General features: G+C 68.5%; 13 protein-coding genes. All 13 read right to left on the bottom strand.

Features of this window, described 5'->3' with window-relative positions; translation table 11 throughout:
- Nucleotides 1-145 precede the first annotated feature (145 nt).
- The gene (locus D7X30_RS18630) at nt 146-2353 is read right to left on the bottom strand and encodes an NACHT domain-containing NTPase (RefSeq protein WP_158619290.1); all 2208 of its coding nucleotides are present in this window, start codon (nt 2351-2353) and stop codon (nt 146-148) included.
- A complete protein-coding gene (locus D7X30_RS41975; protein ID WP_158619291.1) occupies nt 2350-2970 on the bottom strand; it encodes a hypothetical protein in 621 nt (206 codons plus the stop codon). The genes D7X30_RS18630 and D7X30_RS41975 overlap by 4 nt, the downstream gene beginning before the upstream one ends.
- A gap of 452 nt (nt 2971-3422) precedes the next feature.
- Nucleotides 3423-3929 carry a hypothetical protein gene (locus D7X30_RS18635; RefSeq protein ID WP_147443238.1) on the bottom strand — a complete coding sequence of 169 codons (507 nt, stop codon included), beginning with the start codon at nt 3927-3929 and terminating at the stop codon, nt 3423-3425.
- 55 nt (nt 3930-3984) lie between these two features.
- Nucleotides 3985-4794 carry a hypothetical protein gene (locus tag D7X30_RS18640; protein ID WP_120564293.1) on the bottom strand — a complete coding sequence of 270 codons (810 nt, stop codon included), beginning with the start codon at nt 4792-4794 and terminating at the stop codon, nt 3985-3987.
- An 84-nt stretch (nt 4795-4878) separates the two neighbouring features.
- Entirely contained in the window at nt 4879-5316 is a 438-nt protein-coding gene (locus D7X30_RS18645) for a hypothetical protein (RefSeq protein WP_120564294.1), read from the bottom strand.
- Between the two features lie 122 nt (nt 5317-5438).
- Nucleotides 5439-6278, bottom strand: a complete 840-nt coding sequence (locus D7X30_RS18650) for an alpha/beta fold hydrolase (protein WP_120564295.1) — start codon at nt 6276-6278, stop codon at nt 5439-5441.
- The gene (locus D7X30_RS18655) at nt 6278-7054 is read right to left on the bottom strand and encodes an alpha/beta fold hydrolase (RefSeq protein ID WP_120564296.1); all 777 of its coding nucleotides are present in this window, start codon (nt 7052-7054) and stop codon (nt 6278-6280) included. The genes D7X30_RS18650 and D7X30_RS18655 overlap by 1 nt, the downstream gene beginning before the upstream one ends.
- Nucleotides 7055-7081: 27 nt before the next feature.
- Nucleotides 7082-13537, bottom strand: a complete 6456-nt coding sequence (locus D7X30_RS18660; protein ID WP_120564297.1) for a non-ribosomal peptide synthetase — start codon at nt 13535-13537, stop codon at nt 7082-7084.
- Nucleotides 13534-20358 carry a polyketide synthase gene (locus D7X30_RS18665; RefSeq protein WP_158619292.1) on the bottom strand — a complete coding sequence of 2275 codons (6825 nt, stop codon included), beginning with the start codon at nt 20356-20358 and terminating at the stop codon, nt 13534-13536. Before D7X30_RS18665 ends, D7X30_RS18660 begins: the two co-directional genes overlap by 4 nt.
- A 174-nt stretch (nt 20359-20532) precedes the next feature.
- Nucleotides 20533-21411, bottom strand: a complete 879-nt coding sequence (locus D7X30_RS18670; protein WP_147443239.1) for an alpha/beta hydrolase — start codon at nt 21409-21411, stop codon at nt 20533-20535.
- Nucleotides 21408-23156, bottom strand: a complete 1749-nt coding sequence (locus tag D7X30_RS18675) for a DUF885 family protein (protein WP_120564300.1) — start codon at nt 23154-23156, stop codon at nt 21408-21410. Before D7X30_RS18675 ends, D7X30_RS18670 begins: the two co-directional genes overlap by 4 nt.
- 27 nt (nt 23157-23183) lie before the next feature.
- On the bottom strand, nt 23184-23771 hold the full coding sequence (locus D7X30_RS18680; protein WP_120564301.1) for an NYN domain-containing protein: 588 nt from the start codon (nt 23769-23771) through the stop codon (nt 23184-23186).
- A 39-nt stretch (nt 23772-23810) separates the two neighbouring features.
- Nucleotides 23811-24698, bottom strand: a complete 888-nt coding sequence (locus tag D7X30_RS18685; RefSeq protein WP_120564302.1) for a LysR family transcriptional regulator — start codon at nt 24696-24698, stop codon at nt 23811-23813.
- Nucleotides 24699-24733 lie beyond the last annotated feature (35 nt).

Below are 24733 nucleotides of genomic sequence, written 5' to 3' on the forward strand. Positions count from 1 at the left end.
TGAAGTTTCTGTCGGGCAGGGCGATTCCTTCATGCTCCCAAGCGCTGGTGCGCCGATGGCCCCTGCAATCATAAGTGCCCAGTAACTACCTCGCTGCTTGCATATTGCTGCCAGTCTTCTCTGCCTTCATCAAGCAGATGCAATTTTAAAGCGACTTGGCAGCGGTCCAAATTTCATCAATTACGAGCTGTTGCGCGGGATCCGGGTGGCGCCGACGAAGTAGTGAGTTTGGGTCCTTCAAGTGGAGCAACTCTCTTCGCGGCCCGCTAGTCGGCTGGAATTTAGCCACCAGCCTGTCATGCTTTTCAAGAATCGAGCGCAGGCGCGGCCACAATGGATCTGAGAAGGCTGGCTCGTCGTCAAGATCATCGGGCCAGAGATAGAATCGTCGCACCCATCGCCGCGCCAAGGCATCAAGTAGCGCCTCACCCGCCGATGCATGCCTCTTGCTCTTGGTCTCAATCTGATCTGCGCCAAGGCTTGAGAGTATTGACTGAATCTCATCGGGCTGACGATTGGTGGAGAGTCCTTTTCCGTAATCGCCATCAAAATACTCAACAGCGCTGGGGATGCTATGCCATTCAGTTCCTAGGATGGTGCTCGCGCTAACTCGTAGTCGCATTACTGTGGTGTTTTTTGTTTGAATGTTCGTCGCATTTGAGTCTGAAAGGTCAAGGAATCCAACGCTGCATCCAGATAGTTCAAGCAATGGCACTTCGGCGCCTACAAGGCTTACGTTTCCAAGATACAGCCCATCGGCCAGTATTCGAGAAGCATCTCCTGTAGTTCTCGTTCGAAGTAGAGCAAAACCTAGTGATGCGGCATTTAATGCGGCAGGATCCGCAGGTGGAAGAGATTTTGCCAAGCTAAAGAGTGCCTGGATTCTGGCGCGCTCAACGGGCGTGCGCAATGAACCTGCAATCTCAGCAATAATGTCAGCCAAGTCGAGGCCAAGAACTCCGAGTTGAAGAGCTGCCTCAAGGCGGCGCCAATCAGTAGTGAGTGCGGATAGAAGATATTCGGAAAAGAAGAAGTCTCTTATGATTTGATGTGGGAATCCTCGTCGTTGCCGATTTCCTTCCGGAATATCCAGAAAGGCTACTGCTCCCGCTCTGTGCACCAGTTGCTTTCGCTGCTCGTGCGGAATCCCAGCCTCCTCCAGCACTGCATCTAGAAAAAACTGGATCACGTCCAGATCCAACACCTCTCGTTCTTGTTGGCGCATTTCCAAGGCAAGTTCTTGGAAGAACCTACGCAGTACTTCCCGGCCGGAAGGATGGTCTTTGAGCAGCAGTTCTGCTTCGCGTGTTAAAAAACCTTCAGTAATCAGGAACAGCAATCGATCCGGCTCAACATTCTGGCTATTGCGAATCTCAGCGGCTAAGCGATGCGCAAAGAACGGTCGAACCAAAGCCGATGCTCTCGTGTCGCTGAAAAAATCCAGCGCAACCTCGGCCTTCTCCTCAGGGACGCCTTGCAGTCGGAAAAACTCCCTTACTTGGGGGCGCAGCCATGGTTGCAAATGAACAAATGAGAAGTCTATTCGTCCCTGCCAGAGCGCGTCCTGTCTCTGTGCGCGAAGAATGAACTCTTGATCCGAAAAGAAAGTGTCGCGAGACGAAAGGATTAGCACTCCTCCGCCTGCAATGCTGTCTAGTAATTCAGTTAAGCTGTACCATGCGTCGTCGTAGCCGTCTTGATTTACTAGTTCGTCAAAACCATCAATGACAAGGGTGAGGAGTCCGTGTTTGACGAGAATTGGTACTTCTGGATAGAAAATACCCACGCGGAGGTCTTGTAGGGTTGCGGCGATGGCGTCATTTAGGCGAGACAGGCGCCGCCCTCGGCTGCTTACGATTAGCATCAAGCTTGTTCTTCGGCGTTCGATGAAATCTCGCGCCTGCTGTGATGCTAGTTTCTTGACTAGCGTTGTTTTTCCCATTCCGGCCGGGCCATCGAGAACAACAATGCGAGTCCGGTCTGGCATTCTTGCTGCGACTTCCTCAAGGGCGCTAAGAGAATTTTCATGCTGAGTTTGCTCTACTAGTGCCGGTCCGGCAACCCACTCTGAGATTGGTTGTTCTCGGTCGTAAATTCGTCCTTGCACTCGAGCAAGATCGTCAAGATTTGCCATGTCTGCGGAGGCAAGAAATGAAGCTAGGCGCTGTTTTTGTTGGCCTTTGTGCTCAATCCAGATTTCACCGTCTTGGTGAATAGCCCTTCCTGAAAACTCACCGCCTTTTCGTACAAATGAGAACATCTCCGTGGTCTGGCTGATGGACAGGACTCTCACTTCTGTTGCTGGGTCTGCAAACGGGGCAAGCGCGAGTTCGAGTGTGTTTGAACCTGTCATGTGTCGGCCTGTTCCAAAGGAAGAAGAAGTTCTGCTGAATTGGGCATGCATCGATTGGGGCCGCGAGTTCTCAGAATCTTACACGACAGGCCCCAGTGCGACGCGACAACTACAGGAGGAATCATGTCGTCATCTTCGCTTAAGATGAGGAAGTCGGAATTGCTTTGGGCGGTGCGGCTGCGTGAGAGATAGAGAAGATCAGCTGCAATCGCTGTGTCTACCATCTTTTGCTCAAAATCAGCGCTATCATCGCGTCGCCTGAGAGTATCTCTGAGTTGGGAATGTCTTCCTCCGCATGCGAGTCGATCGCTTATCGTTGGAGGCGCAACTAAGACACCATCGAAGACAGATTGTATTTGTGGTAGGCCGATTAGCGCGCGGTGATCCGCAGTGGGTTGGTTCCCTTGATGCCATCCGTGATAAATTCTGAGATGGGCCTTGATGCGGCCGACACGCATGCGTCGCAGTGCGGCTGCAACAACGGCAGTTACTTCGGCAAGCTGTGCTTGTACGCCTTGTTTTTTGATCCGGGCTCTTTGAAACGCTGGAAGCCATTGGCATCGCCGAGCTGTGTCCCAGTCGATAAAGGCAAATGCATCCGTATGTTGGATTGTCATTGGTTTAATTTCTGCTGGACTAGGGGCGTTCGTGGATGCTAGGCCGTTTGAGACTTGGTGGGTAAGATACCTGCCCAAGGCTCGCTTGGCGAGAGCCCTAAAGCTAGTAGCCTCTAACAAATTTCAGAGCCGAGTCGGTGCACGAGCATTACTCGGGAACCGAGGACGAGAGCGCAGAAGTGGACTTCGTCCTTACGCTCATCATGGACCGAAGGCGATGGAGTTGGTCCTTTCTCAGAGCGAGGCTTTCCATCGTATAAATCTCCAGGACGCAGGTGCTTGGCGTCTAAGAATATCCGCACTGCGGGTATGGAGTCGATGAGTGAAAAGAGACCATGTGTCTCGTAGATGTTGGCGGTCGTCACCGCCTCGGTCGGCGGCAGGCTGCGGGAACCTACGGGAAGACGATGCTTGCTCTTTGGCACTACGCTGTCTTGCGATGCAAGGCCTGTTCAGCAGGCCCCCACGCTCAGCAGCAGCGCCACCATTCGAGAGGCGTGCCGGGCTGCCTGGCGCAGGGGCTGTTTCTCGGGCGTCTCGTAGTCCACACGCGCACCGTTCTCCTCCAGGGCCCGGATGGCGCGCTCCGCTTCGGGCGAGTCGCCCTGACCGACGGCATGGTCCAACCGTGTCCAGCCTTCCCGGGTGGAGACCTCCGCATGGGCTCCTGCCTCCATCAAGATGGGGGCGCACCGCAACCCCTGGCGCGACAGGGATCGCGGCATGGAGCAATGTTTGTTTGTCTTGCCACATCGTGGCATTGGGAGAGGCACCGCCTGGCGCAGTATCGCCAGCGCGTCGCAGGCGCCCTGGGAAGCCGCATGCTCCACCGCGCCGTCGACGTCCTGAGGTCCCTTCCAGGAGAGGCCACCCTCAAGCATCGTGCGAAGGAGTTTGAGGTTCTTCATCGCGAGCATCAGCGCCCAGGGGGCCTCGGTGTTCCGGGGCATGTGGCGCATGAGGAACGCGACCCTGGGCGCGTCCTTCCGCTCCACGGCCCGGGACAGGACGGAATCACCCATTCCGGACTCGCCCGCGTTCGCGCGCGCCCCCTTCGAGCAGGGCCTGGACGCGCGCCAAGTCTCCCTGCTTCACGTCACACAGGCCGAAGGCGTCGGTCTGGGCGGCCAGGTCCTCCTTCCGCCGCGCCTCGATGCGCGTGTCGAAGTCAGCATTCTCCTCGCGCGCCTGCTTCAGTGTGGCCGTAAGGTCTGCCCGCATCGTGTCCGTGACGGGCCAGCGATTCCGGGAACTCACCTCGAACCAGTCGCGTCCCCGGCACCATCCTCTCGCGAGGATGAACCGCTCACCGAGCATGGGGCCAGGGATCGGCTCCCGGGCCCGTTGTTCGGCCTCCTCCATGGCGGCATTGCCGCAGAGGTGGTCCCCGAGCGGCTCGCTGAAGACGGCAGGGAAGGGCCGGGGCTGCAGCTCACCGAGGATGACTTGGTCCACGGTCAGTGGCACGCGAGGGGGCCGCGAGAAGGTCGCGCTCCACGCGTGCACCTCCGTCACCCGGACCACGTACAGGTCACAGTCCGCGAGCGACTTGGGGTGGATGGCTTCTTCCTGGGACATGGCGTCCGGGGGGGCGCTCGGGAGCGACCCGTATCGCTGCCACTGATCCGAACCCATGATTCCCAGGCAGTGCCGGCCGCTCCAGTCCTCGCGGTGGACGGGGAGTTCGCGGGCGGCGTCGCGCACGGGCACATAGACCTCTGGCCGGGGCAGGGGACGAGTCATGCTAATCTTGCCCGCCAGGACCAGGATGGCGACGAGCAGCAGGAGTCTTCCCGCGAGGACCAGGGCCCGACGTTGGCTCATGGGGCCTGAACCTAAAACACGACCCGCCCGGTGGTCACGACGCGGGCGGGCTGATGCCATCTCTGGATTCAGCGAGGCTTCGCGTCAGTTGCCCGCGCTGCCTTCCACCGGCGGGGTGCCCGTGGTGGGGCTGACAGGGCTGCCCATCTTCTTGTTCTGGTCCCAGGCCGGCGGCGTCACTTCCATCTTCGCCCCCTTGTTGCCCGGGGTGCCGGCGTTCGGGGTGCCCGGCTTCGCGGAGGACGAGTGATCGCTGGTGCTGTTGCTCCCCTGCTCGGTGGAGCCGGAGCCGCCCACGCCTTCATCGACGCGGTCCGGGTCCACGACGCTGTCGTCATCCGGGGCCAGGACGCCCGAGGACCCCGAGCCGCCCGTGGCCTTGTCCCAGCGCTCCGCGCTGTCCTGGGGAGCGTCCGTGGACGGCTCCTGCATGGGCGGCGTTTCGTGGTCGGTGTGGCTCTGCGCGAACGCCTGGCCGGAGAAGGCGAGTGCTGCCAGTGCTGCCATCAGGGGGAGCTTCATGGGTGGCGCTCCTTCGAAGAACGTGTGTGCTTCGAAGGTGGCGACCGTCGGGTGGGAAACAAGCGCTTGACGCACCCCCGGCCTTCAGCCGCGTCCCCGCCTGCTGAGCGGGCAGCCGGTCGTCAGCCCGCCAGTGCTCGCGGCGGCACCGTGCCCACGGCCCAGGCGGTGAGCTTGCGCAGGAGCTCCGCGCGGTCCTCCGGCACGGAGAAGAGGTGGTCCGCGCGCGGATAGAAGGCGTAGGTGACGCGGCCCTCCAGCTTCAGCGGCGAGAGCATCTCGTAGAACTGGCCCTCGTGGTTGAAGGACAGCCCCATGCCTCCGGAGAACACGAAGCACAGGCTGACGCCGCGCTCCAGCAGGTGCTTGTAGTCCTGCGTCAGCTGCGAGCGCTCCGGGTACTCGCGCGTGTAGACCTCGTCGGCCTCGCCGGCCTCGCGCAGTTGGGCGGGCAGCTTGCGCTTGCGCAGGAAGCGCGTCCACCGGCGGGGGCTCAGGTAGCGCAGGTGGAAGCGCAGGTGGTAGCCCAGCGTGCGGTAGGTGTAGCCGTCGATGAAGGCCGCGCCCACCACTCGCGGATCCGCCACCGTCACCGCGTGCGCGCTGTCCACGCCGGAGCACAGGCCCATGAGCACGAAGCGCTTCTGGCCCTTCTTCTGCTCCAGGTAGTCGAGCGCCGCGCGTGTCTCCTCGCGGGCGCGCTGGAACTCGTCGGCGCCGCCCTCGCGGCGGGGGCGGCTGTCTCCCAGGCCGGACAAATCAAAGCGCAGCGTGGTGAACCCGCGGCCCGCCAACTGGCGCGCCAGCTCCACCCACACCCGGTACGGGCCCACGTGGTGGTTGAGGCCTACGTTGGACAGCACCACCACGGGCGCTTCCGGCAGGACCTTCGCCGGATCCGGTTCCGTGAGGATGCCCACGAGGCTCTGCTCGGGGCCGAAGGTACAGATGCGCTCGCGCATCACGCGGCCTCCTTCAGGAGCGTGGTGATGGTCTGCAGGATGCGGTTGGACAGGAGCGAGGACTCCTGACCGCCCGCGCCCTCCTCGGGCACCAGGTGGTGCTGGAAGGGCAGGCCCGTCTTCTCCAGGTGCTCCTGGAGCCGCTGGTACTCGGGCTTCTGCGCGCTGACCACCAGGTGCGTGCGCGTCGAGGGCCACGCGGGCAGCGCGGCCAGGTCCAGCGCGAGGATGTCGTCGTGCAGGGCGCGGGGGAACGGGAAGCCGAGCAGCTCCTCGCGCACCTCCAGCGGGCTTTCGGGCCGGGGGTAGAGGGTGCGGGTGTCCCGGCGCGCCTGGAGCAGCTCCAGCTCCTGGAGCCAGGCCTCGCCCTCCACCAGGGGCTCCCAGAGCACGAGCGCGGCGGTGGACAGTCCTTCCATCGCGGCGCGCACCGCGAGCGCCGCGCCCAGCCGCAGGCCCACGAGCGCCACGCGCTGCACGCCCGTCACGTCCTGCAGCTCGTTGACGGCGTTGCGGATGTCCTGGACCCACGTGGCCACGCGGCCCTCGTGGGACTCGCCGGCCGAGTCCCCCGTGCCGTAGTAGTCGAAGCGGAAGACGTGGAAGCCCTCGCGCGCGAGCATCCCGGCCAGCTTCCGGAAGGCCCAGTGCGTCAACATGTACTCCTGCGCGGCGGGATAGCAGAGCACCACCCCGGTGGAGCGCTCGGCGCCCTGCGCGGGGTGGTGGATGCCAAAGAGCTGTCGCTCGGAGGTGCCGAAGAAACAGGGCGTCACGGTCTGACCATTCTCCTCAAGGGCCGCTCAGTCCGAGCGCCCCGGCAGTTTCCCCTTCAGCTTATTGAACAAGCGTTGCGCCAGGGGAACAGAAGTCTCCGGGGCGGCAGTCTTTGTCGGCGTGACGGGCTGCGTCCTGGCAGCGGGCGACGGAGCCGCCGCCGCGGGCGCGAGCTGCGAGGCCACCTGCTCCAGCGTGTTGAGCAGGAGCGTGCGCGGGTGCAGTTCCTGGTTCAGCTCCTTCCGGACGCGCATCACCACCTGGAAGGACAGGAGTGAGTGCCCGCCGATGTTGAAGAAGTTGTCGTGCACGCCCACCTGCGCGATGCCGAGCACCTCCCGCCAGACGCGCGCCAGGTGCTGCTCCGTCGGAGTGCGCGGCGCGACGAAGGCATCCTCGACGGGACGCGTGGTGCCCGCCGGAGGCGGCAGGGCCTTGCGGTCCACCTTGCCGTTCGGCGTGAGCGGCAGCGACTCCAGCTCCACGAAGTGCTGCGGCACCATGTACTGCGGCAGCTGCGAGCGCAGGTGCTTGCGAAGCTCCGTGTCCGTGTAGGCCTGTCCCGGCTTCGTCACCAGGTACGCGACAAGGCGGCGGTCACCAGGGCGGTCCTCGCGAACGAGGGCCACGGCCTGAGCCAGCGACGGGTGCGAAGCGAGCGCCGCCTCGACTTCGCCCAGCTCGATGCGGAAGCCACGCAGCTTCACCTGCGAGTCATTGCGGCCCAGGTACTCGACGGTGCCGTCGGCCAGCCACCGGGCCAAATCGCCCGTGCGGTACATGCGCTCGCCAGCGCGGAAGGGGTTGGGCAGGAAGCGCTCCTGCGTCAGCTCTGGCCGGTGGAGGTAGCCCAGCGTGACGCCATCGCCGCCGATGTACAGCTCACCCGCGACGCCCACCGGCACGGGGGCCAGGTGCGCGTCGAGGAGGTAGAGCTGGGTGTTGGCGATGGGCCGGCCGATGCGGATGGAGGAGAGGGGAGGCTGCACGCGCCAGGTGGTGGACCAGACGGTGGTCTCCGTGGGGCCGTACATGTTCCAGAGGCTGGCGACGCGGGCGAGGAGTGTTTCGGCCAGCTCGCGAGGAAGGGCCTCGCCACCGACGAGGGCCTTGAAGCCGGGGCGCGGCTGCCAGCCGGCCTCCAGCAGAAGGCGCCAGGTGGAGGGCGTGGCCTGCATGACGGTGACGGCGTTGGACTCCAGCGCGGCCTTGAGGAGCGCACCGTCGGAGGCGGTGTCACGCGAGGCGAGCACCACCTGGGCGCCGGTGGTGAGCGGCAGCAGCAGCTCCAGCACGGCGATGTCGAAGGAGAGCGTGGTGACGGCCAGCAGCACGTCCTGCGGCGAGAGGCCCGGGGCTTCCTGCATGGTGCTCAGGAAGTTCACCACCGCCCGGTGAGGAACGCGCACGCCCTTGGGCTTGCCCGTCGAACCCGACGTGTAGATGACGTACGCCACGGCTTCGGGCGTGACACCGGCAACCTCGGGGGCCGTGTCCGCCTGCGACGCGGTGTCCTCGACGAAGAGGGACTTCGCCGTGGTGGAGGGCAGGGTGCTCTGGAGCGCGCGCTGGGTGAGCACGAGTGAGAGCTGCGCGTCCTCGACCATGAAGGCCAGACGCTCGGGCGGGAAGCCGGGGTCGAGCGGGACGTAGCCGGCGCCCGCTTCGAGGATGCCCAGCAGGCCCACCACCATGTCCGGACCGCGCTCGGTGAAGAGGCCGACGAGGCTCCCGGCGGTGACGCCCTCCTGCTTGAGCGCGTTCGCCACCTGGTGGCTGCGCTGGAGCAGCTGCTGATACGTGAGCGTCACGGCGCCGGAGCGCAGGGCCACCGCGTCGGGGGTGGCCCGGGCCTGGGCGGCCACGAGCGTGTGGACGAAGGCGGTCCGGTCGAACGGCTTCTCGGTGGCGTTCCAGTCCGCTAGCACGCGCTGCTTCTCCGCCTCGGGCAGCAGCGGCATGCGCGACACCGGCACCTCCGCGTCGGATACCGCGGCGCGCAGCAGCGTGCGGATCTGCTCGAGCATGCGGACGACGGTGTCCCGCTCGAACAGGTCGGTGTTGTAGTCCATGCCGCCGACGATGCCGTTCGCCGTCTCCTTCACCCAGAAGCTCAGGTCCAGCGGCGTCGCGTGCGCGTGCACGTGCACCTGGCCGTAGGTGAGGTCACCCAGGCTGGCGCCGCGGTTGCGCACGTCCTGGAAGGTGAAGAACGTCTGGAACAGCGGCGTGCGGCTCAGGTCGCGCTGCACGCCCAGCTGCTGCATCAGCAGCTCGATGGGCATGTCCTGGTGGCCGAAGGCCTCCATGCACGTGGTGCGCACGCGCTCCAGCAGCTGCCGGAACGTCTGCTCCGGCGCCAGCTGCGTGCGCAGGACGAGCGTGTTGACGAAGAAGCCCAGCAGGTCCTCGACCTCCGGATGCGAGCGGCCCCGGATGGGCGTTCCCACGACCAGGTCTTCCTGGCCGCTGTAGCGGTGCAGCAGCGTCTTGAACGCCGTGAGCAGCACCATGTACAGCGTCGCGTTGGACTCGCGGCCCAGCTTCGTGAGGGCGGCCACCTCCGCGCCGGTAAGCACGAAGGGCTCGGTGCCGCCCTTGAGGCTCATCTGCGCGGGGCGCGGCTTGTCCGTGGGCAGCTCCAGCGCGGGCAGGTTCCCGGAGAGCTTCCCCTTCCAGTAGCGGGCCTGCCGCTCCAGCTCCTCGCCCTGGAGCCAGTTGCGGTGCCACTCGGTGAAGTCCGCGTACTGGATGGGCAGGGTGGGGAGCTTGGGCTCCTGGCCCTTCGTGAGCGCGGAGTAGATGACGTCCAGCTCGCGCAGGAACACGTCGAACGACCACCCATCCCAGATGAGGTGATGGGGCATGAAGAAGAGGACGTGCTCGTTGGCGCCCAGCCGGAACAGCGTCAGCCGGAACAGCGGCGCGGCGGTGATGGGGATGGACTCGTCCGCCAGCGCCTGGAGGCGGCGCAGCAGGTCCTCCTCACGCGTGTGCGCGGGGACGGGCTCCAGGTCCACCGGCTCCAGCTCCACCGTCAGGGACGGGGCCACGTGCTGCACCGGCGTGCCCTCGTCCCACCGCACGAAGGTGCGCAGGGACGACTGGCGCTCCAGCAGCTTGTTGAAGCTGAAGCGCAGCGCGCCCACGTCCAGCGCGCCGTGCAGGCGGAACGCGGAGGGCAGGTTGTAGACGGCCGTGCCCGGGTTGAGCTGCTCCAGGAACCACAGCCGCTGCTGCATGAGGGACAGCGGCGCGGGCGCGGTGCCCGCACGGGGCGAGATGCGCTGCGCGGGGCTCGTGGCCCCGTCGTCGCCGCGCACCAGCCGGGCGAGCTTCTCCACGGTGGGCGCTTCGAACATGCGGCGCAGCGTGAGGCTCACGTCCAGGTCGCGGCTCGCGCGCGTGAGGGCCTGCGACGCCAGCAGCGAGTGGCCGCCCATGCGGAAGAAGTCCGCGGTGACGCTCACCCGGCGCAGCCCCAGCACGTCCGCGAAGATGGTCGCGAGCTTCTGCTCCGTCTCGTCGCGAGGCGCGACGAAGGCGTCCTCCTGCGACTCCACCTGCGGCGAAGGCAGGGCCTTGCGGTCCACCTTGCCGTTCGGCGTGAGCGGCAGCGCGGGCAGGGCCACGAAGTGCTGCGGGACCATGTACTCCGGCAGCCCCTGCTTGAGGTGCGCGCGCAGGGCTTCATCCGCCGGGATCGTCTGACCGGGCCGCGTGATGAGATACGCGACGAGGCGACGGTCACCGGGGCGGTCCTCGCGAACGAGGGCGACGGCCTGGGCCAGCGACGGGTGCGAGGCAAGGGCCGCCTCGACTTCGCCCAGCTCGATGCGGAAGCCGCGCAGCTTCACCTGCGAGTCATTGCGGCCCAGGTACTCGACGGTGCCGTCGGCCAGCCACCGGGCCAAATCGCCCGTGCGGTACATGCGCTCGCCGGCGCGGAAGGGGTTGGGCAGGAAGCGCTCCTGCGTCAGCTCCGGGCGGTGGAGGTAGCCCAGCGTCACGCCGTCGCCGTCGATGTACAGCTCGCCCGCGACACCCACCGGCACGGGGGCCAGGTGCGCGTCGAGGAGGTAGAGCTGGGTGTTGGCGATGGGCCGGCCGATGCGGATGGAGGAGAGCGGGGGCTGCACGCGCCAGGTGGTGGACCAGACAGTGGTCTCCGTGGGGCCGTACATGTTCCAGAGGCTGGCGACGCGGGCGAGGAGTGTTTCGGCCAGCTCGCGAGGAAGGGCCTCGCCACCGACGAGAGCCTTGAAGCCGGGACGCGGCTGCCAGCCTGCCTCCAGCAGGAGACGCCAGGTGGAGGGCGTGGCCTGCATGACGGTGACGGCGTTGGCCTCGATGGCCGCCTTGAGGAGCGCGCCGTCGGAGGCGGTGTCGCGCGAGGCGAGCACCACCTGGGCGCCGGTGGTGAGCGGCAGCAGCAGCTCCAGCACGGCGATGTCGAAGGAGAGCGTGGTGACGGCCAGCAGCACGTCCTGGGGCGAGAGGCCCGGGGCCTCCTGCATGGTGCTCAGGAAGTTCACCACCGCGCGGTGCGGAACACGCACGCCCTTCGGCTTGCCCGTCGAACCCGACGTGTAGATGACGTACGCCACGGCTTCGGGCGTGACGTCCTGCGCCGGGAGCGCGGACTCGGGCTGCGAGGCCGTGTCCTCGATGAGCAGGGGCTTCACGCTGGTGGACGGCAGGGACGCCGCCAGGGCCTGCTGCGTGAGGATGGTGGAGAGCTTCGCGTCCTCGACCATGAAGGCCAGACGCTCGGGCGGGAAGCCGGAGTCGAGCGGGACGTAGCCAGCACCCACTTCGAGGATGCCCAGCAGGCCCACGACCATGTCCGCGCCGCGATTCGTGAAGAGGCCGACGAGGCTTCCGGCCGCGACGCCCTCCTGCTTCAGCGCGTTCGCCACCTGATGGGCGCGCTGGATCAGCTGCTGGTACGTGAGCGTCACGTCCCCCGCGCGCAGGGCCACCGCGTCGGGTGTGGCCTGGGCCTGGGCGGCCACGAGCGTGTGGACGAAGGCGTTCCGGTCAAACGGCTTCTCGGTGGCGTTCCAGTCCACCAGCATGCGCTGCTTCTCAGCGGCGGGCAGCAGCGGCAGGCGCGAAACGGGCGCTTCCGCGTCGGCGACCACGCCCCGCAGCAATTCTTCGTAACATGACATCCAGCGGCGAACCGTGGAGCCATCGAAGAGGTCGGTGTTGTACTGGCACTCCAGCACCACGCGGCCATGGGCCTCGGCCGCGTTGATGAAGAGGTCGAAGTTCTCGTAGTGGCGCGGGTTGCTCGCCAGCGTGCAGGTGAGGCCCTGGAACGCCAGTTGCTCGCCCGTGACGGCCTGGTCCACGTTGAACAGCACGTTGACCAGCGGCAGACGGCTGGGGTCGCGCGGCAGCGCCAGCTGCTTGAGCAGCGTGCCGAACGTGTACTCCTGGTGCTCGTAGGCATCGAGCATCGTGGTGCGCAGCTGCTTGAGCACCTGCGTGAAGGGCGCCTCCGCGGCGACGTTGCTGCGCAGGGGCAGCGAGTTCACGCAGTGGCCCACCAGGTCCTTCAGGCCGGCCACGGACTGGCCCGCGGCGGGGATGGCCACCACCACGTCCTCCAGCCCCGTCAGCCGGTGCAACAGCGCCTTGAAGCCCGCGAGCAGCGTGGTGAAGAAGCTGCCACCGTGGCGCGCACCCACGCGCTTGAGCTGCTCCACGAGCGCGGGCTCCAGGGCGTAGTCCTCACGCCGGGAGCTGTACGTCTTGGACGGCGGACGGCGCCGGTCCAACGGCAGCTCCAGCACCGGCAGCGAGCCGGAGAACTGCTTCAGCCAGTAGCGCTCGTGCTCGGCGTACTCCGGCGTCGTGGCCAGCTGGGCCTGCGCGCGGGCGTAGTCGCTGAACGTGGGCGCGGGCGACAGCGTGTGCGGGGTGCGCCGCGCGTGCGCTGAATAGAACGTCGCCAGGTCGCGCAGCATCACCGCCATGGACCAGCCGTCGCACACGATGTGGTGCGCGGTCAGCGTCAGCAGGTGCTCTTCCGCGGACAGCCGGGCCAGGCGCGGACGCAGGAGCGGTCCCGACTCCAGGGGCAGCGGCGTCTCCACCTCCTGGGCCACGAGCTCGCGGACGCGGGCGTCGCGCTCGGAGGACGGCAGTGCGTCCAGCGCGAGCACTTCCAGCGGGAAGGGCGTGGTGGCGGCCACGCACAGCGTGAGGCCATCCGCGCTGAACGTGGTGCGCAGCGCTTCGTGCCGCTCGCTCAGGTCCTGGAGCGCGGCGCGCAGGGACTCGACGTTCAGCGGGCCGTGCAGCCGCACGGACATGGACTCGTTGAAGGCGCACGACGCGTCCGGGCCCATCTGCACGCCGGTCCACACCTCGCGCTGGGGCTCGGTGGACGGCGCGGTGAGCAGCAGCGCGGGCCCGGCGAACGGGTCGAAATCCTCGGGCAGGTCCTGAATCGGGGTCGCGGGGGTCTTCATCGGGTCTCGCTCAGCTTGACGAACTTGCCGGGCACCGTGGGGTGCGGGACGAACCAGGCGGGGTTGCCCTGCGGATCACGCCCCAGGCGGGCGCCGGGGACGGGGGGTTGGTTGGAATCGAAGGCGGCGGGGGCCTGCGTCTGGGCGCGGGCCGTGCCGGGCAGGAAGCCCGCGTCCTGCAGCTCCGTGACGCTGTCCTGGAACGCGGTGATGAGGCGCTGCACGTCCTCGTCCGAGTGCGCGGTGGTGAAGAAGCACGGGAAGCCATCCCAGATGTGGATGCCCTTGTCGCGCAGCAGGCAGAACAGCAGGTCCGCGTTCGCGGCGTCCGCCGTGACGAACGTCTTCCACAGCGACCCGAAGTGCTTGATGCGCAGCGGGGCGCCCACCTCGTCGAAGAACGCGTTGAGCGTGGTGGCGAGCGTGTCCGCCTTGGCGCTCACGCTGCGCTGGAGCTCCGGGCCCGCGGCCTTCATGTGCTCCAGCGCGGCCTTCGCGGCGGCGAGCGCCAGCGGGTGACGCACGAACGTGCCCGCGAAGTACGTCACGCCCACCGTGGGCACGGAGTCGTCGCCGAACTGCCAGTGGCCGCCGTCCAGCGCGTCCATGAACGGGCGCTTGCCCGCGATGACGCCAATGGGCATGCCGCCGCCCACGACCTTGCCGTAGGTGGCCACGTCCGCCTGCACGCCGAAGATTGCCTGCGCGCCGCCCGGGTGCATGCGGAAGCCGGTGATGACCTCGTCGAAGATGTAGACGGAGCCGGACTTCTGGGTGAGGTCGCGCAGCTGGTGCAGGAACTCGCGCGGCTGGAAGTCCGGGCGGCGGCTCTGCACGGGCTCCACCATGATGGCGGCCAGCGAGTCCGCGCGGGCGCGCAGGATTTCGAGCGACTCCGGCGTGCCGTAGTCCAGCACCAGCACGTCCTGCACCGCGCCCGCCATGATGCCCGGGGCGGCCGGCACGGTGCGCAGGCTCTTGGTGCCGCGCACCAGCACCTCGTCGAAGATGCCGTGGTAGCTGCCGCTGAAGATGGCGATGGTGCTGCGGCCGGTGACGGTGCGGGCGATGCGCATCGCGCCCATCACCGCCTCGGAGCCGGTGTTACAGAGCGCCGCGCGGTCCGCGCCGGTAAATTCACAGACGAGCTTCGCGACCTCGCCGGCCAGGGGGTGCATGGGCCCCAGCTCGTAGCCGTCGTCCACCTGCTTGCGCACGGCCTGGGTGATGAAGTCCGGCGCGTGGCCGAACATCACGGACCCGAAGCCGTTGAGCGCGTCCAGGTACTCGTTGCCGTCCATGTCCCAGAGCTTGGAGCCCTTGGAGCGGTTCACGGCCAGCGGGTAGATGAGTTCCTTGAGCAGCGGGCGGAAGCCCGTCACCACGCGCGGATCCGACAGCTGGTTCCGGTTGTCCTGGGCGTAGCGCTTGGAGCCCTGCGTCTTCGTGTTGTAGCGGCGGGTGAAGTCCTCCAGGTACGTCTGCTGGCGGGGCGTGAGCGCGTCCTTCGGCGCCAGGCTGATGCGCGCGATGGCGCCGAAGGCCTTCTTCACGTCGTACTTCACCGGGCCCTTGAGGTCGGCCTCATCCGGCGCGGCGGCGGGCGCGGGCTGGGCGGCCTGCTGCTGCGCGGCCGGGGCCTGCGAGGCCACGTGCTCGGCTGGCGCCTGCGCGGGCTGCGGCTGCGCCGTAGGCGCCGGAGCGAAGGACTGCGAGGCCACGCCCTGCGCGGGCTGCCCGGACAACAGCGCGAGTTGCTGCGTCATCAGCCAGAGCTGCTGCGCGACGACTGCCTGGAGGCTCCCGGCGGGCGCGGCCATCGCCTGTGCCTGGAACGCGGCACCGGCGGAGGCGAACTGCGCGGGCACGGCCTGCGCGGGGAAGGCGCCAGCGGCCTGGGCCGGGAACGCGGCGCCGGCGGGCGTGCCCTGCGCGGGGAACGCGGCGCCCGCGGACGGGGCGACCTGCGGCTGTCCGAGGATGTTCGCGGTGAGCTGCGCGGCCGGCGCGGCGGCCACCGGGGCGGGCGCGGCCTCAGGCGGCATGCGGCCGTCGAGGAACGCGGCGAGCAGTCCCAGCGACGGGACCTCTTCCAGGAGCTGCCGGAACGTCACCTTCACGCCGAACTGCTTCTGCACCGCGAGCGCCGCCTGCGTGAGCACCAGCGAATCGAGTCCCAGCTCCAGGAAGCTCGCGCCCGGATCCGCGTCGGCCAGCTCCAGGCCGCTCAGCTCCTCGAACAGGTTGCGCAGGGTGGGGACGAGACGCTCGGCACGGGGAACAGGGGCGGGACTCACGGCGACTCCGGTGGAGAGGGTGGGGGCGGGCACGGACGCCCGCTCAAGGTCGATCCAGTGGCGCTGCCGCTGGAAGGGATACGTGGGAAGGGTGACGCGCTGGCGCTGCTCGTCGGCGTGGAAGGCCCGCCAGTCCAGGGCCACGCCCCGGCGCCAGAGCTGGCCCGCGGCGGTCAACAGGGCGGTCCAGTCCGCGGCATCGCCGGTGGACTCGCCCAGGGAGGCAAACACCCGCGAGCGCTGGTCGGCCGTGGCCTGCTGCCGCGCCAGCGTGGCGAGCGTCACGCGCGGGCCCACCTCCAACAGCAGGTGGTCGCCCTTGTCCCAGAGCGTACGCAGCGCGGGGGAGAAGCGGACCGTGTCACGCAGGTGCCGCGCCCAGTATTCAGGCGACGTCGCCTCGGCGGCCTTCAGCCACGTGCCCGTCGCGGTGGAGACGATGGGGATGCGCGGCTCGGACAGGCGCATGCCCTTCACCGTCTCCAGGAAGGGCGCCACCGCGGCGTCCATCATCGGCGAGTGGAACGCGTGCGACGTCTGGAGCATCCGGCACGCGGTGCCCTCCGCCTCCAGCGCGGCCTGCAGCCGCTGCACGGCCTCCGTGGGCCCGGACACCACGCACAGGCGGGGCCCGTTGTCCGACGCGATGGCCAGCCCGTCCGTCAGCTTGGGCGCCACCGCTTCGGCGGACAGGCGCACCGACAGCATGCTGCCCGGCGCCTGGGCCTGCATCAGCTGGCCGCGCTTCGCCACCAGGTGCAGCGCGTCCTCCAACGTGAAGACGCCCGCGAGGCACGCGGCGACGAACTCGCCCACGCTGTGGCCAACGAGCGCGCCCGGCCGCACGCCCCAGCTCCACCAGAGCTGCGCGAGCGCGTACTCCACCGTGAAGAGGGCCGCCTGCGCGAACGACGTCTGGCGCAGCGTCTCCGCGGCCTCGGGAGATTCCGGGTCCTTGGGGAAGAGCACCTCGCGCAGGTCGCGCCCGAGCAGCGGCTTGAGCACCTCCGCGCACGCATCCACCGTGGCGCGGAAGGCCGGCGCGTGGCGGTACAGCCCGTGCGCCATGTCCGGATGCTGCGAGCCCTGTCCCGGGAAGAGGAACGCGACGGGCGGCGTGGACTCCAGCCCGGAGGCCTCCGGCTCCGCGGCCGTCAGCGCCCGCACCGCTTCCTCATGGGTGCCCGCCACCACTGCGCGGCGGAACGGGAACGCCTTGCGGCCCGTGGCCAGCGTGTGCGCCACGTCCGCGAGCGAGTCCTCCGGATGCGCCTGGAGGTGCGCGGCCAGCCGCAGCGCCGCCTGCGTCACGGCCGCGGGCGTCTTCGCCGAAATCGTCAGGAGCTGTCGCGGCTTCGAAGGACCGGAGGCCGGACGCTCCGGGGCCTCCTCCACCACGACGTGCGCGTTGGTGCCGCCCACGCCGAACGAGCTCACCCCCGCGCGCAGGGGGCCCGTGCCCTCCGGCCACGCGGAGCGCTTCGCCTGCACGAAGAAGGGGCTGCGCGGGAAGTCGATCTTGGGGTTGGGCGTCTGGAAGTGCAGCGTCGGCGGCAGCTCGCGGTGCTTCAGCGAGAGCACCGTCTTCAAGAGACCCGCCACGCCCGCCGCGGCGGTGAGGTGGCCGAAGTTGCTCTTCACCGAACCGATGGCGCAGAAGCCCGTGTCGGAGGTGTGCGCGCGGAACGCCTGGGACAGTGCCTCCACCTCGATGGGGTCGCCCAGCGGCGTCGCCGTGCCGTGCGCCTCCACGTAGCGGATGGTGCGCGGGTCGACGCCCGCGTTCGCGTGCGCCGTCGCGATGGCGGTGGACTGGCCCTCCACGCCCGGCGCCGCGAAGCTCACCTTGGCAGCGCCGTCGTTGTTGATGCCCACGCCGCGCAGCACCGCGTGGATGACGTCGCCGTCCGCCTGCGCGTCCGACAGGCGCTTGAGCACCACCGCGCCCAGGCCGTCGCTGAAGAGGGTGCCGGTGGCGTTCGCGTCGAAGGGGCGGCAGTGCCCGTCCTGGGAGAGCATGCCGCCCTCCTGGTACAGGTGGCCGGACTTCTGCGGCACCGTCACGGACGCGCCGCCCGCCAGCGCCACGTCGCACTGGTGCGTCTGGAGCGCCCAGAAGGCCTGCGCCACCGCGACCAGCGACGTGGAGCACGCGGTGTTGAGCGACAGCGCGGGCCCGCGCAGGTCCAGCTTGTGCGCGACGCGGGTCGCCACGTAGTCCTTCTCGTTGGCGACCATCGCCTGGAAGGCGCCCACCCGGCCCACGATGTCCTGCCGGGGCAGCACGTGCAGCGGCTGGTAGCTGTTGTTGTGCGTGCCCGCGAAGACGCCGATGAGGCCGGGGTACGTCTCCGGCACGCAGCCGGCGGACTCCAGCGCCTCCCACGCCGTCTCCAGGAACAGGCGCTGCTGCGGATCCATCACCTGCGCCTCCTTCGGCATGATCCCGAAGAAGGCCGCGTCGAACAGCTCCACGCCGTCCAGGACGCCGCGCGCCCGCACGTACTCGGGGGCGTCGCGCTCGGCGGCGGGCACGGACGGGTCCACCTCCTCGCGCGTGAAGGTGGCGACGGACTCCACGCCGCCCACCAGGTTCTTCCAGAACGTCTCGACGTCAGGCGCGCCCGGGAAGCGGCCCGCCATGCCGATGATGGCCACCGGCTCCGCGCCGCCCGCCGCCAGCTGCCGCTTCGCCTGCCGCGCCTCCGCCAGCTGCTTGAGCGACGGACGCGACGCGTCCCCCGTCAGCACCGCCGCCAGCTGCGCCACCGTGGGGGACTGAAACAGCTGGACGATGGGGATCTCCAGCCCGTGCGCCTGCCGCAGCCGCGCCACGCACTGGAGCGCGAGCAGCGAGTTGCCGCCCAGCTCGAAGAAGCTGTCGTGCACGCCCACCCGGTCGATGCGCAACAGCTGCGCCCACGCGTCAGCGATCGTGCGCTCCAGCGGCGAGCGCGGCGCGACGAACGCCTGCTGCAGCTCCGGCCGCGTGGGCAGCGGGGCGGGCAGGCTCCGGCGATCAATCTTCCCGCTGGGCGTGCGCGGCAGGGCGTCCATCACCACGAACGCGGAGGGCACCATGTAGTCCGGCACCCGCGTGGACAGGTGGCGCCGCAGCGTTCCGGCCGCGTGCTCCAGCGTGCCGTCCGGGACGACGTAGGCCACCAGCCGCTTGTCGCCGGGCACGTCCTCGCGCGCCACCACCGCCACCTGCTTCACCGCGGGGTGGCTGCCCAGCGCGACTTCAATCTCGCCCAGCTCGATGCGGTAGCCGCGCACCTTCACCTGGCCGTCGATGCGGCCCAGGAACTCCACGTTGCCGTCCGGCAGCACGCGCGCCAGGTCGCCCGTCTTGTACGCGCGCTCGCCGGTAGCGGGCTTGAGCGGGTGCGGCACGAAGCGCTCCGCCGTCAGCGCCTCGCGGTGCAGGTAGCCCTTCGCCAGGCACACGCCCGCGAGGAACAGCTCGCCGGACTCGCCCTGCGGCACGGGCTTCTTCTGCTCGTCCAGCACCAGCAGCTCGCAGCCGTCCACCGCCTTGCCAATGGGCGGCAGCGCGGGCCACGTGTCGGGCGAGCCCCGGAGCACGTAGCTGGAGACGACGTGCGTCTCCGACGGGCCGTAGTGGTTGTGCAGCGCGCAGCCCGGCAGCGCGGAGAAGAACGCGCGCAGGTGGTGCGTCACCTGGAGCTGCTCGCCCGCGGTGACGACCTCGCGCAGGGCGGGCGGAACCTTCTGGTGCGAGGTGGCGATCTCCGCCACGTTCTGCAGCGCGATGAAGGGCAGGAACAGCCGCTCCACGCGCTCGGCCGCCAACAGCTGCAATAGCAGCACGGCATCCAGCCGCAGCTCGTCCCGCACCAGCACCAGCGTTCCGCCGGAGCACCAGGTGCCGAACAGCTCCTGGAACGACACGTCGAAGGACAGCGGGGAGAACTGCAGCGTGCGCGTGCCCGGCCCCGCGATGGACTGGCCCAGTTGCCACGCGATGAGGTTGGCGAGCGGCCGGTGCCCCATGGCCACGCCCTTGGGCGTGCCCGTGGAGCCGGACGTGTAGATGGCGTAGGCGAGCCCCTCCAGGCTGGACGCGTCCACCGGCGAGGCCGGGGCCTCCGGAGCGAAGAGGGCAGGGGACTCATCCAGGCACAGCACCGGGCCCGCGAAGGCAGGCAACCCCGCGCGCAGCTTCGCCTGGGTGAGCAGCACCGGCGCCTTCGCGTCCTCCAACATGAAAGCCAGACGTGGCGCGGGATAGGCCGGGTCCAATGGCAGATACGCGCCGCCAGCCTTGAGCACGGCCAGCACCGCCACCACCATCTCCACCGAGCGCTCCAGGCACACGCCCACGAGCACGTCCGTGGTGACGCCCAGGCCCCGCAGGTGGTGCGCGAGCTGGTTGGAGCGGCGGTCCAGCGCCGCGTACGTCAGTCCCGCTCCCTCGAACCGGACCGCCTCGGCGTCGGGCGTCAGGGACGCTTGCGCGGTGAAACGCGCCACCACTGTCTGCATGTGCGCTGCGTCCACGGACTTATCCCCCAGGGCCATCCGAGCGTCAGGTTCCGGGCGTTTGAGATTGAAGAGAATGGGAAAGACGGGTCAACCCGGTCACACAGCATGCCATGCCTGGAATGGAATGATCGCGTCTGGGCAGATTCCTTACATCCAGCCGGTCCCTCGGCCGCTCCCCAACCACCACATTCAGAGAAAGCGCGAGAAGAACGCCAGCACCCTGCGTGGATATTCTTCGGGCGAAATCTGGAGGTAGCTCTCGTGCCCCGCGCCCGGCACGCGCCACTTCTCCCAGGGTCCTTGACCCTGGCGAAGCAGGTCGTCCAGGGCCGCGTCCGGCACCCACGGATCCGACTCGCCCGCCACCAGCAGCACGGGGCGGCCCGCGAGCGCGGCCATGTCCCGCGCGGGCTGCACGGCGTTCACGTCCACGCCCGCGCGCTTCATCACCCCCAGCGCCGGCCACAGGCCCAGGGGACCCCAGTGTCCCAGCTCGTCCTGGAGCGCCTGGGCGGGGGCCACGGCCGCGGCCTCCACCACCACGGCCTTGAGGCGCGGATCCTCCGCCGCGGCCTTCAGCACCGAGTAGCCCCCCAGGGAGAACCCGAGCGCGCCGATGCGCTTCGCGTCCACCTCCGGCTGGAGCGCGGCGAAGTCCACCGCCGCCCGCACCTGGGCCGCCTCGCGGTCGCCGTAGGTGGACACCGTGCCGCCGCTCTCGCCGTGCGCGCCCAGGTCGAAGAGCACCAGCCCGTACCCGGCCCGGGCCAGGAAGCGGGCCTCGGGCAACAGCTGCGTGCGGTTGCCCGACAGCCCATGGACCAGGACGACGAGCGCCCCGTCGCGCGGCGGCAGGTACCAGCCCTTGAGCTGGAGGCCGTCGCGGTCCTGGAACGCCACGTCACGCAGGCCGGTGAGCTCCGCGTCCTTCGGAGGACTGCCCACCGGTTGCCGGGGCGGGTGCACCTCCTGGGAGATGTAGCGCGCGCTGCGCACCGCGACCCAGGCCGCCATCGCCAGCAGGGCCACGCCTCCCAGTAGAAGCCCGGCGACGAGCGGATGCTTCACGCGGACTCCCGGGCCACCCACGCGTCGAGCTTCGCCTCCAGCACGTCCAACGGCAGCGAGCCCGTCAGGAGCACCTCGTCGTGGAAGGCCTTCACGTCGAAGCTCGCCCCCAGCGCGGCCTCCGCCCTGTCGCGCAGCGCGCGGATGCGCAGCTGGCCGACCTTGTACGCCAGCGCCTGGCCGGGCCACGCGATGTAGCGGTCCACCTCGTTGGTGACGTCCAGCTCCTGGCGCGGCGCGTTCTCCATGAAGAAGTCCAGTGCCTGCTTCCGCGTCCACCGCTTCGCGTGCAGGCCGGTGTCCACCACCAGCCGCACCGCGCGCCACATCTCGTAGGCGAGCTGGCCGAACTTGTCGTGCGGGTCGTCGTACAGGCCCAGCTCGTCGCCCAGGGACTCGCTGTAGAGCGCCCAACCTTCATCGAAGGCCACGTAGGACGTGAAGCGGCGGAAGTCCGGCACGTCCGTCTGCTCGGAGGCCAGGGACACCTGGAAGTGGTGGCCGGGCACGGCCTCGTGCAGCGTCAGGGGCACCATCTCCCAGACGGGCCGCGTCTCCGGGCGGTAGAGGTTCACCTGGAAGGTGCCCGGGCGCGAGCCGTCCGCGGAGGCCGGAAAGTAGAAGCCCGTCGTCACGTCCGGGGCCATGGCCTCCGGGATGGGTTCGACGACGTAGGGCTTCTTCGGCATCGTCCGGAACAGCCGCGGGAGCAGCGGGTCGATGCGGCGGGCCAGCGTCCGGTAGCGCGCGAGCAGCGACTCGCCGGTGGGCTCATAGAAGCGCGTCTCCGTGCGCAGCGTTTCGAAGAAGCCCTGGAGCGTGCCGGTGTAGCCCGTGCGCGCCATCACCGCGTCCATCTCCGCGCGCAGCCGCTGGACCTCCGCCAGGCCCACCGCGTGGATCTCCTCCGGTGTCATCCGCGTCGTCGTGTGCCGGCGCGCGAGCACCGTGTACAGCGCTTCGCCGTCCGGGAACTGCCACACGCCCACCGTCTCCGGCGCGGCGGGCAGGTACTCCGAGGTGACGAAGTCCAGGGCGCGCTTCAGCGCGGGCACCACGGTGTTCGCGATGGCGTCACGGCCCGCCTGCGAAAGCCTTCGCGCGTCCTCGGGAGAGAAGTCCTTCGGCATGCGGGTGAAGGGGCCGTAGAAGCCGCTCTGCGTCGGATCCTTCACCACCTGCCGCTCCAGCTGCGGCGGGATGCGCTGGAGCACGATGCGCGGGTGGATGCGGTGCTGGCGCATGCCCTCGCGCATCAGCGCCACCACCTGATCCGCGTAGGCGCCGAAGCCTTCCAGCCGCTTCACCCAGTCCTCGTAGTCCCGCACCGTCTCGAAGCGCAGCGTGTCCGCGAGCTGGTACGCCGTCTGGAGCCCCGGCGGCTGCTTGAGCCCCTCCGGCAGGCCTCCCATCTGGTTGAGGGGCAGGAGGTGGCTCTTCACCCCGTACTCTTCAATCCAGGTCTCGTGCATCCGGCGGAAGAGGTCCAGGTGCAGCCGGTCCGCGTCGCTGTCCAGCGCGGCGCGGTCCACGTCCTGAAGCCTGCGCAGCACGGTGTGGCTGTGCTGGTGATCCGCCTCCAGCGCCGTGAGGCTCAGGTCATCCCATCGGTCATTCCAGCGCCGGTCCCCCAGGAGCGACGCGTAGGTGGGGTACTGCTGGAGCGAGTACTGCCACTCCGCTTCCAGCAGGGCGTGCAGCGAAGCGGACGCGGCACCGCGCTGGGGGACGGACTCGGATGACATGGACGGACTCCGGCGTGGAAACCGCGGCTAGACGAACAGCGAAGGATCGAACTCGTCCACGTTGACCGGCAGCAGCCGGGGAAGGGGACGCTGGAACACGCGGGCGTTGAGCTCCAGGTCGACGACCTTCAGGCCCAGCGGGGTGAGCTCGCGGAATTTCTGGCTCACGTACTCGCGCAGGCCGAGCACAGCGACCTGGCGCTTCTCTTCCAGCAGGGGCTTGAGCGCCTCCGCGAAGTCCGCGCCGTCGTGGCTGGCCAGGCCCACCGCCGCCTGCGGGCGCTGGGTGCGGATGTTCTCCAGCAGCTTGAGGATGCCCAGGTCCACGACCTTCTGGTCCGGACGGCCGTGCAAGAGAGCCACTTCACAGCCCGCGGACTTCAGCGCGCGCACGAAGCCAATCATCGCGTCCGGCAGCTGCTCGCCGCGCGAATTGAGCACCACCACGCACCGCACCGGCTTGGGGAAATACGTGTCGCAGAAGGCGACGAGCCGGTCGAACTGCACCCGGTCCTGGGGCTCGGGCTTGCGCCCGACGATGTTGGAGACGGCCCAATCAACGTTCTCGGCGTCGATGAGGACGTAGGATGCTGCGGCGGGGCGGGCGGATTGCATGGCGGGGACAATACGCGGGGTTCCGGCCGTTGGGGGTTTTCATCGACCCAGGCGAATTCGTTGGAACTCCTCCAACAACAGCTCTGACACACGTCGTACGCGGGGAATATCCAGCGCGGACTTCGCGCACACCAGGTGGGTCTGGCTCCGGGAGAAGGGCCCCAGGTCCAGCTCCAGCGGGACCAGGCGCGAGGGGCGGGCGAAGCGGTGCGCCAGGCGCGCCATCACCATCGCGCCCAGGCCGGCCTCCGCCGCCGCGAGCATCACCAGGTAGTTGTCCGCCGTGAATGACGGACTGAAGCCGGGGATCATCGACTCCAATTGGGGGTTGGGCGGGACGGCTTCGTAGGGAGGCGCCCAGGCCACCCAGGGCAGCTGCTGGAGCGACACCTTCTTCGGCAGCCGGGCCTTGAGGGCCTTGGACACGAAGACGGCGTTGGGGACCTCCAGCGTGTCCACGAGCTTCAGGTCCACGCTGGTGGGAGGCCGTCCGCGCAGCGCGAGGTCCGCCTCGCCGCGCCCCAGGTCCAGGTATTGAATCTGGGATTGCACCTCCAGGCGCAGGCCCGGGTGCTTCTGGGAGACGAAGGCGGCGAAGGGGGCCACGAAGTCGAAGCTCATGTAGGGCGTGGCCGTCACGCGCACGATGCCCCGGGGCGAGCTGTCCGCGGACTCCGCCGCGCGGTGCAGCTCTCCGGCCCACTCCGCCATCTTCTTCGCGGGCACGAGCAGCCGCTCACCGGCCGCCGTGAGCGCCGCGCCATCCACGCTCCGGCGGAACAGCGCCGAGCCCACCGCGTACTCCAACGCGGCCAGCCGCCGGCTCACCGTGGGTTGTCCGATGCGCAGCCGCCGCGCGGCCCCGCTGAAGCTGCCCGTCTCCGCGATGGCGAGGAACAGCCGGGCGTCGTCCCAGGAGATATCCATGAATGGATGGCATCATGCCGTTTTCGCGGATTCCC

The sequence above is a fragment of the Corallococcus sp. AB011P genome, from assembly GCF_003611605.1.
Taxonomy (GTDB): domain Bacteria; phylum Myxococcota; class Myxococcia; order Myxococcales; family Myxococcaceae; genus Corallococcus; species Corallococcus coralloides.

Coding starts and splice junctions, on each gene's coding strand:
- D7X30_RS41975 (WP_158619291.1), bottom strand. CDS start 2,970: ATGACAATCCAACATACGGATGCATTTGCCTTTATCGACTGGGACACA.
- D7X30_RS18640 (WP_120564293.1), bottom strand. CDS start 4,794: ATGAGCCAACGTCGGGCCCTGGTCCTCGCGGGAAGACTCCTGCTGCTC.
- D7X30_RS18685 (WP_120564302.1), bottom strand. CDS start 24,698: ATGGATATCTCCTGGGACGACGCCCGGCTGTTCCTCGCCATCGCGGAG.
- D7X30_RS18675 (WP_120564300.1), bottom strand. CDS start 23,156: ATGTCATCCGAGTCCGTCCCCCAGCGCGGTGCCGCGTCCGCTTCGCTG.
- D7X30_RS18650 (WP_120564295.1), bottom strand. CDS start 6,278: ATGCGCGAGCGCATCTGTACCTTCGGCCCCGAGCAGAGCCTCGTGGGC.
- D7X30_RS18660 (WP_120564297.1), bottom strand. CDS start 13,537: ATGAAGACCCCCGCGACCCCGATTCAGGACCTGCCCGAGGATTTCGAC.
- D7X30_RS18645 (WP_120564294.1), bottom strand. CDS start 5,316: ATGAAGCTCCCCCTGATGGCAGCACTGGCAGCACTCGCCTTCTCCGGC.
- D7X30_RS18630 (WP_158619290.1), bottom strand. CDS start 2,353: ATGACAGGTTCAAACACACTCGAACTCGCGCTTGCCCCGTTTGCAGAC.
- D7X30_RS18680 (WP_120564301.1), bottom strand. CDS start 23,771: ATGCAATCCGCCCGCCCCGCCGCAGCATCCTACGTCCTCATCGACGCC.
- D7X30_RS18635 (WP_147443238.1), bottom strand. CDS start 3,929: ATGCGCCACATGCCCCGGAACACCGAGGCCCCCTGGGCGCTGATGCTC.